We start from the raw sequence: 16,116 nt of genomic DNA, 5'->3' as shown, positions 1-16,116 counted from the left end.
ATGAATGCCTATTTGCACTGTCTCTCTCACACCCCGCTGGTGGGCTATGTTGACCCGGAACCGGCGGTACTCGACGAAGTGAACGGCGTGATCGCCGCGGCCCGGGCGCGGATCGCCGCGTTCAACCCTGAACTGGTGGTGCTGTTTGCCCCCGACCACTACAACGGTTTTTTCTACGATGTGATGCCGCCGTTTTGCTTAGGGGTTGGTGCAACATCGATTGGCGATTTCTCCAGCGCCAGCGGGACCTTACCGGTGCCGGCGGCGCTGGCGGAAGCCTGCGCGCATTCAGTGATGAAAAGCGGCATCGACCTCGCAGTCTCCTACTGCATGCAGGTGGATCACGGCTTCGCACAGCCGCTGGAGTTCCTGCTCGGCGGACTCGATAACGTGCCGGTGCTACCGGTGTTTATTAACGGCGTTGCCACGCCGCTGCCGGGATTCCAGCGCACCCGCATGATGGGCGAGGCGATGGGGCAGTTCCTCACCACCCTCAACAAACGGGTGCTGATTCTGGGATCCGGCGGTCTGTCGCACCAGCCGCCGGTGCCGGAGCTGGCGAAGGCCGATGCCCATATGCGCGATCGCCTGCTCGGCAGCGGCAGGCAGCTGCCGCCGGAAGAGCGTGAACGGCGCCAGCATCGGGTGATCAGCGCCGCGAAGCAGTTCGTTGACGATCAGAACTCGCTCTATCCGCTGAACCCGATCTGGGACAACCGCTTTATGAGCCTGCTGGAGCAGGGACGGCTGACGGAGCTGGACGCCGTCAGCAATGACGAACTGTCGGCGATGGCCGGCAAATCAACCCACGAAATTAAAACCTGGGTGGCGGCCTTTGCGGCGCTGTCCGCGTTTGGCGACTGGCGCTGCGAAGGGCGCTACTACCGGCCGATACCGGAATGGATTGCCGGATTTGGCTCACTGAGCGCCACCCCCCGGAACTGAATCATCAGGAGAGAAATATGACTTATCAACCGCAGACCGAAGCCGCAACCAGCCGTTTTCTGACCGTCGAAGAAGGCGGAAGTACGCTGCGCGTTCACCTTAACGACTGTGGCCACGGCGCTGAAACCGTCGTGCTGCTGCACGGTTCAGGACCGGGCGCCACCGGCTGGGCTAACTTTAGCCGCAATATCGACCCGCTGGTGGCCGCAGGCTACCGCGTGCTGCTGCTGGACTGCCCCGGCTGGGGGAAAAGCGACACTATCGTCAACACCGGTTCCCGCTCTGACCTCAACGCGCGGATCCTCAAGCAGGTTGTCGATCAGTTAGGGATCGACAAGGTCCATCTGCTGGGGAACTCGATGGGCGGGCACAGCGCGGTGGCCTTCACCCTGAGCTGGCCGGAGCGCGTCGGCAAACTGGTGCTGATGGGCGGCGGAACCGGCGGCATGAGCCTGTTCACGCCGATGCCGACCGAAGGGATCAAGCTCCTGAATGCGCTGTATCGTGAACCGACCATCGAAAACCTGAAGCGCATGATGAACATCTTCGTCTTCGACACCCGCGATCTGACCGAAGCGCTGTTTGAAGCGCGGCTGAACAACATGCTGTCGCGCCGGGATCACCTCGAAAGCTTTGTGAAAAGCCTTGAGGCTAACCCGAAGCAGTTCCCGGACTTTGGCCCACGGCTGGGCGAGATCGCCGCTCAGACCCTGATCGTCTGGGGGCGCAACGATCGCTTCGTCCCGATGGATGCCGCCCTGCGTCTGCTCTCCGGGATCAACGGTGCCGAACTGCATATCTATCGCGACTGCGGCCACTGGGCGCAGTGGGAACACGCCGACAGTTTCAACCAGCTGGTGCTGGATTTCCTGGCGCGCCAATAAGGAGCCGCAATGAGCACATTTTCTCTCGAACAACTGGCGCAACGACTGCGCGATGCCGAGACTCACGGCCAGGCCATTGAGCCGCTGCGCGAGCTGATTGGCGTGGATAACGCCGACGCTGCCTACGCTATCCAGCGCCTCAACGTCGAGCACCACGTCGCCCACGGGCGGCGGATCGTCGGGCGCAAAGTGGGCCTGACCCACCCGAAAGTGCAGCAGCAGCTGGGGGTCGATCAGCCCGACTTCGGCACGCTGTTTGCCGATATGTGTTATGGCGATAACGCCCTGGTGCCGTTTTCCCGGGTGCTCCAGCCGAAGGTGGAAGCGGAAATTGCGCTGGTGCTGAAACAGGATTTGCCCCACGTCGATACCACCTTCGATGAGCTGTATGCCGCCATTGAGTGGGTGCTTCCGGCGCTGGAAGTGGTCGGCAGCCGGATCCGCGACTGGTCGATAGGCTTTGTCGATACCGTGGCGGATAACGCCTCCTGCGGCGTGTATGTCCTCGGCGGTCCGGCCCGGCATCCGGCGGGGCTGGATCTGAAAAACTGCACCATGAGCCTGACCCGTAATCAGGAAGAGGTCTCGCGCGGACTCGGCAGTGAATGCCTCGGCCATCCGCTGAATGCCGCGGTGTGGCTGGCACGCAAAATGGCCACTCTTGGGGAGCCGCTGCGCGCCGGCGATATCGTGCTGACCGGGGCGCTGGGGCCGATGGTGGCGATTAACGAAGGCGATCGCTTCGAGGCGCACATTGCAGGTATTGGTTCGGTTGCCGCCACTTTTGTGGCGACCGACGCGGTAGATAAAGGAGAGGTGGCATGAGTAAACGTAAAGTGGCGGTCGTCGGCTCCGGCAATATCGGTACCGACCTGATGATTAAGATCCTGCGTCACGGGCAGCACCTCGAGATGGCGGTGATGGTCGGTATCGACCCGCAATCTGATGGCCTGGCGCGGGCCCGCCGGATGGGCGTCGCGACGACCCACGAAGGCGTGGGCGGGTTAATGCAGATGGCGGAATTCGCCGATATCGATTTTGTCTTTGATGCCACCAGCGCCGGCGCGCACATCAAAAACGACGCCGCGCTGCGCGAGGCGAAACCAGGGATCCGCTGCATCGACCTGACTCCGGCGGCAATCGGCCCGTACTGCGTGCCGGTGGTTAACCTGGCGGATAACCTCGACCAGCACAACGTCAATATGGTGACCTGCGGCGGGCAGGCCACTATCCCGATGGTGGCGGCTGTCTCACGGGTGGCGAAGGTTCACTACGCGGAAATTATCGCCTCCATCGCCAGTAAATCGGCGGGGCCGGGCACCCGCGCCAACATCGACGAATTTACCGAAACCACCTCCCAGGCGATTGAACAAGTCGGCGGGGCGGCGAAGGGCAAGGCGATTATCGTCCTCAACCCGGCAGAGCCGCCGCTGATGATGCGCGACACGGTGTATGTCCTTAGCGAGGCGGCATCGCAGGACGCGATCGAAGCGTCGATCAACGACATGGCGGCAGCGGTACAGGCCTACGTGCCGGGCTACCGCCTGAAGCAACGGGTGCAGTTTGAGGTGATTGCGCAAGATAACCCGGTCAACCTGCCGGGCATCGGCCGCTTCTCGGGCTTGAAAACCTCGGTCTATCTGGAGGTCGAAGGGGCCGCCCACTACCTGCCATCCTACGCCGGTAACCTCGATATTATGACCTCGGCGGCGCTGGCAACGGCGGAGAAAATGGCCCAGTCAATGAACGACGCGGCGGGAGACAACGCATGAACGGTAAGAAACTTTATATCTCGGACGTGACCTTACGCGACGGGATGCACGCCATCCGTCATCAGTATTCGCTGGATAACGTACGCCAGATCGCTCGTGCGCTGGATCAGGCCGGCGTCGATTCTATCGAAGTGGCCCACGGCGATGGCCTGCAAGGGTCGAGCTTTAACTACGGCTTCGGCGCCCACAGCGATATCGAATGGATTGAGGCGGCGGCGGAATCGGTGTCGCAGGCCAAAATCGCCACGCTGCTGCTGCCGGGGATCGGCACCCTGCACGACCTGAAACAGGCCTATCAGGCGGGGGCGCGGGTGGTACGCGTCGCGACCCACTGTACGGAAGCCGATGTTTCCGCGCAGCACATCGCCTTTGCCCGCGAGCTGGGCATGGATACCGTCGGCTTTTTGATGATGAGCCACATGACCAGCGCGGAACAGCTGGCGCAGCAGGCGAAAAAGATGGAGTCCTACGGCGCCACCTGCATCTACGTCGTTGATTCCGGCGGGGCGATGAACATGAACGACATTCGCGATCGCTTCCGCGCCCTGAAGGCGGAGCTGAAGCCGGAAACCCTGACCGGGATCCACGCGCACCATAACCTGAGCCTCGGGGTGGCGAACTCGCTGGCCGCCGTGGAAGAGGGCTGCGACCGTATCGACGCCAGCCTCGCCGGGATGGGGGCCGGTGCCGGGAACGCGCCGCTGGAGGTCTTTATCGCCGCAGCGGATAAGCTCGGCTGGGATCACGGCACCGATCTGTACGCCCTGATGAACGCCGCCGATGAGCTGGTGCGCCCGCTGCAGGATCGCCCGGTGCGGGTCGATCGCGAAACCCTGGCACTGGGTTATGCCGGCGTCTACTCCAGTTTCCTGCGCCATAGCGAAGTGGCCGCGGCGCGTTACGGCCTCAGCGCGGTAGATATCCTCGTTGAACTGGGCAAGCGCCGGATGGTGGGCGGTCAGGAGGATATGATCGTCGATGTGGCGTTGGATCTGCTGAACCGCGCGAAATAAAACAACAGGCGGCTGGCAACGTATCAGCCGCCATTCACCTGCTCTGTTACTCCTATCGCACAGGTACTCTTATGACCACAACGACCTCTGGATCGGCTTCACGCCTGGTGTTAACCATCGGGCTTTGTTTTATGGTTGCTCTGATGGAGGGGCTAGATTTGCAGGCCGCCGGGATTGCCGCCGTCGGCATGGCCCAGGCGTTCTCGCTGGATAAAATGCAGATGGGCTGGATTTTCAGCGCCGGGATCCTCGGCCTGCTGCCCGGCGCGCTGGTGGGCGGGATGCTCGCCGACCGCCATGGCCGTAAGCGGGTGCTGATTGTCTCGGTGATGCTGTTTGGCCTGTTTTCAATCGCCACCGCGCTGGCGTGGAGCTTCCCGACGCTGTTGCTGGCCCGCCTGATGACCGGCGTAGGGCTGGGGGCGGCGCTGCCGAACCTCATCGCCTTAACCTCTGAAGCCGCCGGGCCGCGTTTTCGCGGTACCGCCGTGAGCCTGATGTACTGCGGCGTACCGATTGGCGCCGCGCTGGCGGCGGCGCTGGGCTTTTCGGGGCTGGCGTCGGCCTGGCAGACGGTATTTTGGGTCGGCGGCGTGGTGCCGCTGCTGCTGGTGCCGATGCTGGTGCGCTGGCTGCCGGAATCCGCCGTTTTTCACACCGGCGCGCAACCGGCACCGCTGCGCACGCTGCTGGCACCCGGCAACGCTTCCGCGACCTTGCTGCTGTGGCTGTGCTATTTCTTCACCTTGCTGGTGGTCTACATGCTGATCAACTGGCTGCCGATGTTGCTGGTTGAGCAGGGGTTCAGCGGCAGCCAGGCGGCTGGCGTGATGTTTGTGCTGCAGCTGGGGGCGGCCTTCGGCACCTTGCTGCTGGGGGCGTTGATGGACAAGCTCAGCCCGCTACTGATGTCGTTGCTTATCTACAGCGGCATGCTGTCGTCGTTGCTGGCGCTCGGCAGCGCATCCACCCTGACCGCGATGTTGATCTCCGGTTTTGTTGCCGGGCTGTTTGCCACCGGGGGACAAAGCGTGCTGTATGCCCTGGCGCCGCTGTTCTATCGCACTGAAATTCGCGCCACCGGCGTCGGCACCGCGTTGGCGGTCGGGCGGCTTGGGGCGATGAGCGGCCCGCTGCTGGCCGGCAAAATGCTGGCCCTGGGGACCGGCACCGTGGGGGTGATGGCCGCCTCCGCGCCGGGGATCCTGCTGGCTGGTGTGGCGGTATTCTGGCTGATGAACCGCCAACGGCGTCAGTCGCTCGCCTGAACCATCTACCCGGCCCGGCACCTGCTGGCGGGCCGGCATTACCCGGTTTGCATCTTGCGTTGCGGCAGACTTTGACCTAGGGTAAATCATCCTCCATCGATACTCTCTGCCGCCATGTCCTTTCACTCCCGTTTACTGAGCGATATTCCCGGCATTCGCTATGCCTTCCTCGACGTCCATGAAACCGCCGTCTTTCCCTATCACGAGATGGCGCCGGTGAAGCTGGTGCATGGCAATGTGGTGCATCACTACCAGGCGCCGCAGGCGGAACGTCCGCACGCCGATGCGGTTTTCACCGAATGCAGCGGGCAAAAGGTCGGGGTGGTGACGGCGGACTGCCTGCCGATGCTGATGGCCTCCCGCGACGGGCGCTTCGTCTGTAGCGTCCACGCCGGCTGGCGCGGTGCGGCAAACGGCATTATCGCCAATAGCCTTGCCTGCTTTGCGCAACAGGGCGTGGCGCCGGAAGAGGTGGTGGTAGCGATCGGGCCGCATATTCAGGCCTGCTGCTATGAAGTGACTCCGGATTTTTATCCGCAGCTTCTGGCAACGCCGGCTGGCGAACTGGCCAGCCGGCACCGGGAGCGGCTGTTTGCGCCGCGGGATGAGCACGCCATTGGCGCTGCGCAAGCCCGCGGCACGGGGCCGGATAATCAGTGGTTCGATCTGCGGGCGTTCGGCCAGCTACTGCTCGACCACGCCGGCGTGCCCGAGCGCAACGTCGAATGGCTGGGGAGCTGCACCTACTGCACGCCGCAATCCCTGGGATCGTTCCGGCGTCGCACCCACTTCCCGGCCCAGAAAACCTTCCAGTACTCGTGGATTATGCGCGACGCCTGATGCCCCGGATGCTGGCTTAGATCACCGTAAACCCGTGGGTGCCATCGCGTGCCAGCTGGTCGACGAGGCCATACTCCCACTCCAGATAGGCCACCATCGCTTCGCGGGGGTTATCCGTGCCTTCATAGGGCCGACGATAGCGGTCGCGACGCGGGGTGGCGAGGCCGCTTTCACCCTGTTCCAGCGGGCGTCCGGCGGCAATCCACGCGCTGGTTCCGCCGCGCAGCACCTGCACCGGTTTGCCGGTCAACGCCGCTACCTCGGTGACAGCGTAACGTGCCAGCAGGCTGCTGCCGCAGGTCAGCACGTAGCGACTGGCGGGCGGGATGGTCTCCAGCGCCTGTTTCAGCTGCGACCGTACCAGCCAGTAAGCCCCCGGGATATGCCGCGCCACGTAGTTGGCGCTGGTGGTGAAGTCGAGCACCACCGTGCCCGGCGTCAGCAGCTGCGCCGCCAGCTGCTCGTCGTCGATCTCATCCGCCTGCGGCGCCGGCGGCACGCTGGCGGCCGGCACGCCGCGTTCGCTAAAGTGGGCGGCGGTCAGGCCATGCAGAACCGCGGTTTCCCAACCCATCTGCGCCAGCCACGAGGCGCTCATCGCGGCGCGCACGCCGTCATCATCCAGTAGCACAATCCGCGCCCCGCGAACGCTGGCGTGGTGATCGGTCTCCTGTACCAGCTGGCCGCCAGGGGCGCTGAGGCTGCCCGGCAGATGACCATCGGCATACTCCTGGGGGCTGCGAACGTCGAACAGGTAGGTGGTGCGATCCGGCTGCTGCTGCCAGCGCTGGAGCGTCGGGAGATCGATGAAGGTCACACCGGCGCGTTGCGCCAGCTGGTTAGCCTGCTGCAGGCGGGCGCTTGAGGCCAGCGTTTCGTTGGCATAGCGGCGCTGCTGGTCGTGTTCGAGGGGCAGCCCGGCCAGGGTCCAGCCGATGGTGCCGTTACGCAGGGCGTAGACCGGGTTGCGCAGGCCGGCGTTGATTAACGACTGGGCGCCGATAATGCTGCGGGTCCGGCCCGCGCAGTTGACCACGATCGGCGTCTGGGCTGAGTTCACCAGACCCTCAATGCGCAGCGCCAGCTCGCCCCCCGGAACGCTGATGCTGCCGGGAATGCTCATGGTGTGATACTCATCGAAGCGCCGGGCATCAACGATTAACAGCGGCTCCCGGGCATCGATCAACGCGTTCAGCGCCTCGGCGGTGAGCGAAGGGGTATGGCGCCTGCTCTCTACCAGTTCGCCGAAGGCTTTACTGGCGGAGTTCACATCCTGGAACAGCTCGCCGCCGCTGCGCTGCCAGCCGCTCAGGCCGCCCTCCAGTAACGCCACGTCCTGATACCCCCACTCACGCAGGCGTTGGTACGCCGTTGCAGCAAGACCTTCGCCGTTATCGTAAACGGTGATCGGGGTAGTCAGGCGCGGCACCCGACGGTGGATCTCCAGTTCCAGCTTGCTCAGCGGCAGGTTGGCGGCGAACAGCGGGTGCGCGTCGGCGAAATCGGCCTCTTCACGCACATCAATCAACGCCACTTCACGGTGGTCGAGCAGGGCCTGGCGCACTTCCGCGGCCTGGCGATACAGATAAACGGGCATATTAATTATCCTTCGAAAAATCCCAAAGATTGGGAAGGTGGCGATTGGAGTAACCAGAGATAAACGGTTTGACGAGGCCTTCCGGGGTGTACACGGCCCGTTTCACGGCGCCGATATTGCCGCCGTAGACATGGATGCTGATGGACACCCCGTCGGCAAGGGCATTGCTGACCCGGTGAATATCCCCGTCCTCGGCAGAGACTTTTTCGACTTCGCCGGGGGAGAGGCGCGCGGCAATCCCGTCCACCACCGGCAGCCCCGCGTCATCCAGGCGATAGCGTTGGTTTTCCTCGGCGCCGCGCAGCATGCCGATGGCGCCCCACACCCGGTGATCGTGAATCGGCGTTGACTGCCCCGGTCCCCAGACAAAACTGACGATCGAAAAGCGTTGCCCGGCATCGGCGTACAGCAGGTATTGTTGATAGTGATGAGGATGCGGCAGGCTGTACTCTTCCGGTAGCCAGTCGTCGTGTTTTACCAGCAGAGCCAGACGCTGCGCTACCGCGTCGAGCAGCGGCGAGGGGAGGCTGAACTCGCGATGCAGAGCATCAACCTCTTGAATAAAATGACGTAATTTTTCCAGTCGTGGTGCGGTCATGAGCGGTTCCTGTCAGAGGGACTGGTCATTACGCTAACAAAGGCGTTAATATTATTTAAATGCAATTTACGCATATATTAATATGCAAAAATCACATTAAGGATTCTATGCGCATCGACGACATTGACGCACTGCTGGCAACGGTCCAGTTTTCCTCCCTCAATCAGGCGGCGGACTATCTGGGGATCACCCAGTCGGCCATCACCCGTCGGCTGCAGCGTCTGGAGCAGACGCTGGATGTCACCTTGCTGGAGCGCCAGACCCGGCCGCTGACGCTGACCGCCACCGGCCATCGGGTCTACGAGCAGTGCCTGAGCATCAAGCGAGAGACCAAAAAACTGTACGGATTGCTCGACCCGGAGGCGGAGCCGCACGGTATCTTGCGCCTTGGGGTGCCGCAGAGCGTGGCGGAGATCGCGCTCCAGCCGGCGCTGCTGGCGCTACGTCAGCAGTTTCCACAGCTGCAACCCCAGGTCACCTGCGGCTGGAGCGGGCTGCTGCAAAAGCGGCTGGAGAGCGTCGAGCTCGACGGTATGCTGGCGATGGGCCCGGCGCAGCAGACGTTTGCCGACGGCTACAGCGGGCGACTGCTGTGCCCGCTGGATATCGTGGTGATTGCCGCGAAAAGCCTGCGCCTGCGGGCGACGGAGCTGCGGGATTGTGCGGCTCAGGGGTGGGTGCTCAACCCCGATGGCTGCGGGCTGCGGGCGGGGCTGATCCGCGAACTGCAGGCTCAGGGGCTGCGGCTGCAGCTGAATGTCGAAACCGCGGGCGCCCGGCTGCAAATTGGCCTGGTTGCCCAGGGGCAGGGACTCGGTCTGGTGCCGCGGGCGGCGCTGGCAGCCAGCCCGTGGCGCGAGGAGGTGGTGGTGTTGACGCTGGAAGATTTTCAGCCGGCGGTGTCGCTGTGGCAGGTCAACGCGCACAACCTGGTCAATCTGCAGCAGCCCTTCACTTTTTTTGCCGGAAAAGTGGCGCAGCAGCTACAGCTATCTGACTGAAAATATGCAGGAAAGTAGTTAAATGCCTGTTTTGCATATTAAGATATGATAAAAATGCATTTTGCTCATTGAATGCCGGTGTATAGGGTAACGACAGGTGCCGCCGCTGCGGCCAACCGTTATCCCGACACCAGGAGTTCAGTTATGAGCATTCAGTTTCTCGGCATGATTGGTCATCGCCTCTCATCCGAAACCATCGCCCCGGTCGGCCCCATCTTTGACCGCGATTATATCGTGCGCTTTGCGCAAACTCACGAAGCCGCCGGGTTCGATCGTCTGCTGGTCGGCCATTGGTCCGATCAACCTGACGGCTTCCTGGTGACCGCGCTGGCGGGCCTGTCGACGCAGAAGATTGGCTACCTGCTGGCCCACCGTCCGGGGTTTGTCTCGCCGACGGTGGCCGCCCGTAAATTTGCCACCCTCGAACACCTGCTTGGCGGGCGCCTGGCGGTGCATATCATCAGCGGCGGCAACGATGCCGAACAGCGCCGGGACGGCGACTATCTCGATCATGACCAGCGCTACGCCCGGACGGATGCCTTCCTCGAGACGGTGCGTCAAATCTGGACCGCCGAGCAGCCCGTGGATATCGCCAACGACTATTATCAGGCGCAGCAGGCGTGGTCGGCGATCCGCCCGCTGCAAAAACCGCATATTCCCATCTATTTTGGCGGTTCCTCTGAAGCCGCGCTGCGGGTCGCCGGTAAGCACGCCAACGTCTTTGCCCTGTGGGGCGAGTCGTTAGCGCAAACGGAAGAGACAATCCGTCGGGTGCGGGCCGAAGCGGCCAGCCACCAGCGCGAGATTGATTTCAGCGTCTCTTTCCGGCCGATCGTCGCCGATACCGAAGCCGAGGCCTGGGAGAAGGCCGAACACATTTTGCACGTCGCCACCCAGCAGGCGGCGCAGGCGGGCAACGGCTTTAAAGCCAAACCTGACAGCGTGGGGGCGCAACGTCTGCGGGCCACCGCAGCCCAGGGCAATGTCGTGGATACGCGGCTGTGGACCGGGATCGCGAAACTGGTCGGCGGCGGGCATAACTCGACGGCGCTGGTCGGCACCCCGGAGCAGGTCGCCGATGCGCTGCTGGAGTACTACGACCTCGGGGTCCGCAACTTCCTGATCCGCGGTTTCGACCCTCTCAATGATGCCCAGCAATATGGCAAAGCGTTACTGCCGATTACCCGGGAGAAAGCTGCGCAGCGTGCCCTGCAGGAGCGCGCATCGTGACCCTTGCAGGCCTATCGTCAGCCCAGCCGACGGGCGACTGGGCGCAGCAGCTGACCACCATTCGCCAGCAGATAGCGGAGCAGGCGGCGGCCCTTGATCACAGCGGCGACTTTCCCGCGGGGCCGCTTGCACAGCTACAGCAGGCCGGTTTTCTGAGCCTCGCGACGCCGGTGCAGTATGGCGGGGCGGGCGCTGATTTACCGCGTCTGCAGCAGGCGATCGCCGCCATCGCGTGGGGCGAACCGGCGACCGCGTTGATTGTCTGCATGCAGTATATCCACCATCTGCGGCTGGCGGAAAACGACGGCTGGGCGGAACCGCTGCGCCGGCAGGTCTATCGCGATGCGGTGGAACAGGGAGGGCTTATCAACAGCCTGCGGGTGGAGCCGGAACTGGGCTCGCCGGCACGCGGCGGACTGCCGCAGACCGTTGCCGAACGCACCGCCGACGGCTGGCGGCTGAACGGACACAAACTGTATACCACCGGCATCGAAGGGCTGAGCTGGCTGGCTATCTGGGCGCGCAGCGACGATGCCGAGCCGCTGGTGGGCACCTGGCTGGTACCGAAAAATAGTGACGGTGTCACTATTATCAAAAGCTGGGACCACGCCGGCATGCGCGCCACCGGCAGCCATGAAGTGGTGCTCAACGATGTGGTGATCCCCCGGGACCATGCGGTGGATATCTGGCCGCTAAGCGCCCCCCCCGCCACGGATGCCGAAAGCGTCCGGCGGTTTGCCAATCGCCAGACCGCCTTACTGGCGGCCATCTATGACAGCGTGGCCCACGCGGCGCGCGACTGGCTGCTGGGCTGGCTGCGTTCGCGCACGCCGGCCAATCTCGGTAAACCGCTCGCCACGCTGCCGAGAGTGCAGGAAAAAGTCGGCCAGATTGAGAGCGGGCTGCTGACCAACCGCTGCCTGCTTCAGCAAGCGGCCGGGCTGGCATTCACCACCAGCGAGGCCGGTCTGGCGAAGGTCACCATCACTGAAAACGCCATTCAGGCGGTCGCGCTGGCGCTGGAACTGACCGGCAATCATGGCCTGAGTCGGCAACACCCTCTGGAACGTCACTATCGCAACGTGCTGTGCGCACGGGTGCATACGCCGCAGAACGACAGCGCATGGCTGGCGGCAGGTCAACACGCTTTTCACTTATAAGGATAATGTCTATGGCCACACCCACTCTCACCCGCATCGCCGGGGCGTTGATGCTGCTGGCGCTCAGCGGCTACGCGGCGGCGCAGGAACGCGTCACCTTGCGCATCGCCGACCAGAAAGGCGGCATGCGCTCGCAGCTTGAAGCAGCCAATGCGCTGCAAAACCTTAACTATGACATCAAATGGGCCGAGTTCCCGGCCGCCGCGCCGCTGGCGGAAGCCCTCAATGCTGGCGCGGTGGATGCCGGGATTATTGGCGATGCGCCGCTGCTGTTCGCCCTCGCCAACGGGGCGCCGGTAAAAGCCATTGCCGTAGATAAAAGCAACCCGGCGGGCACCGCCGTGCTGGTATCTCCCGGCAGCCCGCTGAAGGACGCCGCGGCGTTAAAAGGCAAGCGCATCGCCACCGGCAAAGGGTCGATTGGCCACTTTGTGGCGTTGAAAGCGCTGCAGCAGGCCGGGATTTCGCCGAAGGACGTGCAGTGGGTCTTCCTCGGTCCGGTGGATGCCAAGGTGGCGCTCCTTAACGGGTCGGTGGACGCCTGGGCGACCTGGGAGCCCTATACCACCCAACTGGTGAAAACCGGCGAGGGGCAGATCCTGGTCAGCGGCAAAGGGCTGCTGCCGGGCAATACCTTCCTGGCGGCCACCGACGAGAGCCTAAAGGACCCGGCGAAGCGGGCGGCGCTGCAGGATTATCTGACCCGTCTGGCCGGGGCGGAACGCTGGGCTTACGCCAACCTCGACAGCTATGGCAAAACGCTCGGGGAGATCATTCGTTTCCCGCCGGAAATTGCCCGGGCGCAGTTTGCCAACCGTCAGTCGCAGTGGCAGCGTCTGGACTCCCGCACCGTGGAACAGCAGCAGGCGACCGCCGATTTTTACCAGGCCAACGGCCTGATCCGCACGACGCTCGACGTCACCCCGACCTTTGACCTGACGTTTACGCTGCCGGACGATCCCGCCGCCCAGGAGGCCACACCATGAGCCAGCATCTTCTTTCCCGCCGTCGTTTTTTACAACTGACCGGCGGCACCGCGCTGGCCGCGGCAGCGTTGCCGCTGTGGGCGCATGATATGGCGGCGATGGCCGACAGCGGTGAAAATCTCGCGTTGCGCCTGGCCCAGCCCTACAAGCTGAAGCTGGCGATCAACAAGAGTGCGGTGTGCCTTGCCCCGGTGGCGGTTGCCGAACAGCAGAAGTTCTTCAGCAAATACAATCTGGACGTGGAATTCGTCAACTTTGGCAACTCGACCGACGTGCTGTTGGAGGCGATTGCCACCGGTAAAGCCGATGCCGGGGTCGGGATGGCGCTGCGCTGGCTGAAGGCGCTGGAGCAAGGGTTTGACGTCAAGCTGACCGCCGGCACCCACGGCGGCTGCCTGAATCTGCTGACCGCCAAAAACTCGCCGTTCGGCGGCCTCGCGAGCCTGAAGGGTCAGACCATTGGCGTCACCGATATGGCCGGGCCGGACAAAAACTTTTTCGCCATTTTGCTTAAGCGCCACGGCATAGACCCGATTAGCGACGTGCAGTGGAAAGTCTATCCGGCGGACCTGCTCAGCATTGCGCTGGATAAACAGGAGATCGCCGCCATCAGCGGTAGCGAACCGTTCAGCTACCGCCTGCTGCAAAGCGGCAAATATCAGCTGATCGCCAGCAACATGAACGGCGATTACGCCAATCTCAGCTGCTGTGTGCTGGGGGTGAGCGGGGCGCTGGCCCGCGACCACCGGCCGGTGGCTGCGGCGCTGACCCAGGCGATCCTCGAAGCGCACAGCTACGCGGCGGCCCATCCGGAAAGCGTAGCCCAGTCGTTTATGGCCCATGCCTTAAATACCGATGAAGCCGAAGTCTCGGGCATTATTCACGGCCAGGGCCATGGACATCACGCGGTCGGGGAGGCCTTTGTCAACGAGTTGACCCAGTACGTCACCGACCTGCAACGGGTGCAGGTGATCAAACCGGGGACCGATCCTCATCAGTTTGCGGAGAGTATCTATGCCAACGTATTCGCCTGAACGGCGGCTGCCGCTGGCCGGGGCGCGTTATCCTCAGTGGGCTGAAGGGTGGTTAGCCGCCGCACTGTGGTTGGCGGCAGGCGGCTTTACCCTCGCCTGGCCGGATGCCGGGCGGCGCTGGCCCTACAGCGAGACCTGGGCGCTGATGCAGTTCAGCCTCGCCGGCGGGTTGCTGGTGCTGGCGCTAAGCTACCGCTACTGGCGCCAGCGGGGCGCTCGTCTGCTGCATGCCGGTAAATGGCTGGCGCTGCTGCCGCTGCTGTTTGTCCTGTGGGAGTGGCTGACCGCCAAAACGACGATTCTGCCGGTGCCGTTTTTTGCCCCGCCGCAGGCGCTGATTGGCGTGCTGGTGGATGACTGGCCGCGTCTGCTGGAGAGCCTGCTGCACTCGCTGGGACTGCTGAGCCTTGGGGTGCTGCTCGGCACCACCTGCGGTTTTATCAGCGGGCTGGCGATCGGCTGGTCCCAGCGGATTGGCTACTGGCTGCATCCGGTGCTGCGCCTGTTGGGGCCGGTTCCCTCCACCGCGCTGCTGCCGCTGTGCCTGTTTATCTTCCCCTCAAGCTTTGGCGCCAGCGTGTTTCTGATTGCCCTCAGCACCTGGTTTCCGGTCACCGTACTGACCTGGTCCGGAGTGGTGAGCATCGATAAAGCCTGGTATGACGTGGCGCGGACGCTGGGGGCCAGCCAGCGCTTTCTGATCCTGCGGGTGGCGATCCCCGCGGCGTTGCCGAACGTCTTCGTTGGACTGTTTATGGGGCTGGGGGCATCGTTTTCGGTGCTGATCGTCGCCGAAATGGTGGGGGTGAAAGCGGGGATCGGCTTCTATCTGCAGTGGGCCCAGGGCTGGGCCGCCTATCCCAATATGTACGCCGCGCTGCTGGTGATGGCCTTGCTATGTTCTGGCCTGATTAGCGGCCTCTTTCTGGTGCGCGACCGACTGCTGAAATGGCAGCGAGGAGGAATGAAATGGTAGCGCTGGCACAGACCCGGACCGCGGCAGCATCAGGGGCGGCGGTTGAGATCCATCATCTGCAGCATGCTTTTACGCTCGGCAAAGAGCCGGTACCGGTGCTGCAAAATATCAGCCTGCAGCTGCGTGCCGGGGAGAGCGTGGCGCTGCTCGGGCCTTCGGGCTGCGGGAAATCCACGCTGCTGCGGCTGCTGGCGGGGCTGGAGCCGTTGCAGGAGGGGCAGATCCGCATCGATAACGCCCCAATGCCGGGACCGGGGCCGGAGCGGATTCTGGTGTTTCAGGACCCGACGCTCTACCCGTGGCTGACGGTGCGGCAAAACGTGCTGCTCGGGCCACAGGCCCAGGGCAAAAAGGGCTGGGAAGCCCAGGCCGATGCGCTGATTGCCCGTATCGGCTTGCAGAGCTTCAGCGAGGCGTGGCCGCGACAGCTCTCCGGCGGCATGGCCCAGCGCGCCGCGCTGGCACGGGCGCTGCTCAATGAGCCTCGTCTGCTGCTGCTGGATGAGCCACTCGGCAAGCTGGATTCGCTGACCCGCATCAGCATGCAGCGCGAGCTGATTGGCCTGTGGCAGCAGCAGGGATACACCAGCCTGCTGGTGACCCACGACATCGAAGAGGCGCTGCTGCTGTGCGAACGGGTGCTGGTGATGTCGCCGCGACCGGGGCGAATCATTGCGGAATTCACGTTGCCGCTGGCGTTTCCACGCCATCGCGATAACCCGCAGCTGCTGGAATACCGGCAGAATATTTTGCGTATTCTTGGGCAGGAAGAGGACTGGTAGCGTCAGGCGGGCGGGGAAAAACGGCCCGGA

At 63.5% G+C, this 16,116-nt stretch carries 15 protein-coding genes and 1 pseudogene; 14 read left to right on the top strand and 2 right to left on the bottom strand.

The annotated features are described in order from the left end of the window. From mhpB to EDF82_RS06105, 7 genes are all read left to right on the top strand, one after another. A complete protein-coding gene (mhpB, locus tag EDF82_RS06135; RefSeq protein ID WP_123754681.1) occupies positions 1-945 on the top strand; it encodes a 2,3-dihydroxyphenylpropionate/2,3-dihydroxicinnamic acid 1,2-dioxygenase in 945 nt (314 codons plus the stop codon). A 17-nt stretch (positions 946-962) separates the two neighbouring features. Next, positions 963-1,829 (top strand): 2-hydroxy-6-oxonona-2,4-dienedioate hydrolase, encoded by an 867-nt coding sequence (gene mhpC / locus EDF82_RS06130; protein ID WP_123754680.1) that lies wholly within the window; start codon positions 963-965, stop codon positions 1,827-1,829. A 9-nt stretch (positions 1,830-1,838) separates the two neighbouring features. After that, positions 1,839-2,654 carry a 2-keto-4-pentenoate hydratase gene (mhpD, locus tag EDF82_RS06125; protein ID WP_123754679.1) on the top strand — a complete coding sequence of 272 codons (816 nt, stop codon included), beginning with the start codon at positions 1,839-1,841 and terminating at the stop codon, positions 2,652-2,654. Then, positions 2,651-3,601 (top strand): acetaldehyde dehydrogenase, encoded by a 951-nt coding sequence (mhpF, locus tag EDF82_RS06120; protein ID WP_123754678.1) that lies wholly within the window; start codon positions 2,651-2,653, stop codon positions 3,599-3,601. The genes mhpD and mhpF overlap by 4 nt, the downstream gene beginning before the upstream one ends. After that, entirely contained in the window at positions 3,598-4,614 is a 1,017-nt protein-coding gene (gene mhpE / locus EDF82_RS06115) for a 4-hydroxy-2-oxovalerate aldolase (protein ID WP_123754677.1), read from the top strand. The genes mhpF and mhpE overlap by 4 nt, the downstream gene beginning before the upstream one ends. Before the next feature lie 71 nt (positions 4,615-4,685). Then, complete coding sequence (mhpT, locus tag EDF82_RS06110) at positions 4,686-5,882, top strand: 3-(3-hydroxy-phenyl)propionate transporter MhpT (protein ID WP_123754676.1); 1,197 nt, start codon at positions 4,686-4,688, stop codon at positions 5,880-5,882. A gap of 114 nt (positions 5,883-5,996) precedes the next feature. Then, positions 5,997-6,722 carry a polyphenol oxidase family protein gene (locus EDF82_RS06105; protein WP_123754675.1) on the top strand — a complete coding sequence of 242 codons (726 nt, stop codon included), beginning with the start codon at positions 5,997-5,999 and terminating at the stop codon, positions 6,720-6,722. A gap of 16 nt (positions 6,723-6,738) precedes the next feature. Here the strand turns inward: EDF82_RS06105 and EDF82_RS06100 are convergent, their stop codons facing one another. After that, positions 6,739-8,319: a rhodanese homology domain-containing protein gene (locus tag EDF82_RS06100; protein WP_123754674.1), complete on the bottom strand. Its 1,581-nt coding sequence runs from the start codon at positions 8,317-8,319 to the stop codon at positions 6,739-6,741. A 1-nt stretch (position 8,320) separates the two neighbouring features. Further along, a complete protein-coding gene (locus tag EDF82_RS06095; RefSeq protein WP_123754673.1) occupies positions 8,321-8,917 on the bottom strand; it encodes a cysteine dioxygenase in 597 nt (198 codons plus the stop codon). Between the two features lie 107 nt (positions 8,918-9,024). Between EDF82_RS06095 and EDF82_RS06090 the strand changes: the two genes are divergently transcribed. The 7 genes and pseudogenes from EDF82_RS06090 (at position 9,025) to EDF82_RS06060 (ending at position 16,086) form a co-directional block, all read left to right on the top strand. Further along, positions 9,025-9,918: a LysR family transcriptional regulator gene (locus tag EDF82_RS06090; RefSeq protein WP_123754672.1), complete on the top strand. Its 894-nt coding sequence runs from the start codon at positions 9,025-9,027 to the stop codon at positions 9,916-9,918. Positions 9,919-10,062: 144 nt separating this feature from the next. After that, positions 10,063-11,152 (top strand): annotated as a pseudogene (locus EDF82_RS06085) (LLM class flavin-dependent oxidoreductase); the annotation flags it as partial. Next, a complete protein-coding gene (locus EDF82_RS06080) occupies positions 11,145-12,308 on the top strand; it encodes an acyl-CoA dehydrogenase family protein (RefSeq protein ID WP_123754670.1) in 1,164 nt (387 codons plus the stop codon). The pseudogene EDF82_RS06085 and the gene EDF82_RS06080, both read left to right, overlap by 8 nt. Positions 12,309-12,319: 11 nt before the next feature. Continuing rightward, positions 12,320-13,294 carry an ABC transporter substrate-binding protein gene (locus EDF82_RS06075; protein ID WP_123754669.1) on the top strand — a complete coding sequence of 325 codons (975 nt, stop codon included), beginning with the start codon at positions 12,320-12,322 and terminating at the stop codon, positions 13,292-13,294. Continuing rightward, positions 13,291-14,328, top strand: coding sequence for an ABC transporter substrate-binding protein (locus tag EDF82_RS06070; RefSeq protein WP_123754668.1), 1,038 nt, complete (start codon positions 13,291-13,293; stop codon positions 14,326-14,328). The genes EDF82_RS06075 and EDF82_RS06070 overlap by 4 nt, the downstream gene beginning before the upstream one ends. Continuing rightward, entirely contained in the window at positions 14,309-15,304 is a 996-nt protein-coding gene (locus tag EDF82_RS06065) for an ABC transporter permease (protein WP_123754667.1), read from the top strand. Before EDF82_RS06070 ends, EDF82_RS06065 begins: the two co-directional genes overlap by 20 nt. Continuing rightward, positions 15,298-16,086 (top strand): ABC transporter ATP-binding protein, encoded by a 789-nt coding sequence (locus tag EDF82_RS06060; protein ID WP_123754666.1) that lies wholly within the window; start codon positions 15,298-15,300, stop codon positions 16,084-16,086. Before EDF82_RS06065 ends, EDF82_RS06060 begins: the two co-directional genes overlap by 7 nt. Positions 16,087-16,116: the final 30 nt, after the last annotated feature.

Source organism: Klebsiella sp. BIGb0399 (genome assembly GCF_003752615.1).
Classification (GTDB): Bacteria; Pseudomonadota; Gammaproteobacteria; order Enterobacterales; family Enterobacteriaceae; genus Klebsiella; species Klebsiella lignicola.
Note: the sequence above shows the minus strand (reverse complement) of the source record. Positions and strands in the feature narration are given on the sequence as shown.

What these genes read in the sequence shown, in the direction of transcription:
- mhpC (WP_123754680.1), top strand. Translation starts at nt 963, where the DNA reads ATGACTTATCAACCGCAGACCGAAGCCGCAACCAGCCGTTTTCTGACC.
- EDF82_RS06100 (WP_123754674.1), bottom strand. Translation starts at nt 8,319, where the DNA reads ATGCCCGTTTATCTGTATCGCCAGGCCGCGGAAGTGCGCCAGGCCCTG.
- EDF82_RS06060 (WP_123754666.1), top strand. Translation starts at nt 15,298, where the DNA reads ATGGTAGCGCTGGCACAGACCCGGACCGCGGCAGCATCAGGGGCGGCG.
- mhpF (WP_123754678.1), top strand. Translation starts at nt 2,651, where the DNA reads ATGAGTAAACGTAAAGTGGCGGTCGTCGGCTCCGGCAATATCGGTACC.
- EDF82_RS06075 (WP_123754669.1), top strand. Translation starts at nt 12,320, where the DNA reads ATGGCCACACCCACTCTCACCCGCATCGCCGGGGCGTTGATGCTGCTG.
- EDF82_RS06065 (WP_123754667.1), top strand. Translation starts at nt 14,309, where the DNA reads ATGCCAACGTATTCGCCTGAACGGCGGCTGCCGCTGGCCGGGGCGCGT.
- mhpD (WP_123754679.1), top strand. Translation starts at nt 1,839, where the DNA reads ATGAGCACATTTTCTCTCGAACAACTGGCGCAACGACTGCGCGATGCC.
- EDF82_RS06105 (WP_123754675.1), top strand. Translation starts at nt 5,997, where the DNA reads ATGTCCTTTCACTCCCGTTTACTGAGCGATATTCCCGGCATTCGCTAT.
- mhpT (WP_123754676.1), top strand. Translation starts at nt 4,686, where the DNA reads ATGACCACAACGACCTCTGGATCGGCTTCACGCCTGGTGTTAACCATC.
- mhpB (WP_123754681.1), top strand. Translation starts at nt 1, where the DNA reads ATGAATGCCTATTTGCACTGTCTCTCTCACACCCCGCTGGTGGGCTAT.
- EDF82_RS06070 (WP_123754668.1), top strand. Translation starts at nt 13,291, where the DNA reads ATGAGCCAGCATCTTCTTTCCCGCCGTCGTTTTTTACAACTGACCGGC.
- EDF82_RS06090 (WP_123754672.1), top strand. Translation starts at nt 9,025, where the DNA reads ATGCGCATCGACGACATTGACGCACTGCTGGCAACGGTCCAGTTTTCC.
- mhpE (WP_123754677.1), top strand. Translation starts at nt 3,598, where the DNA reads ATGAACGGTAAGAAACTTTATATCTCGGACGTGACCTTACGCGACGGG.
- EDF82_RS06095 (WP_123754673.1), bottom strand. Translation starts at nt 8,917, where the DNA reads ATGACCGCACCACGACTGGAAAAATTACGTCATTTTATTCAAGAGGTT.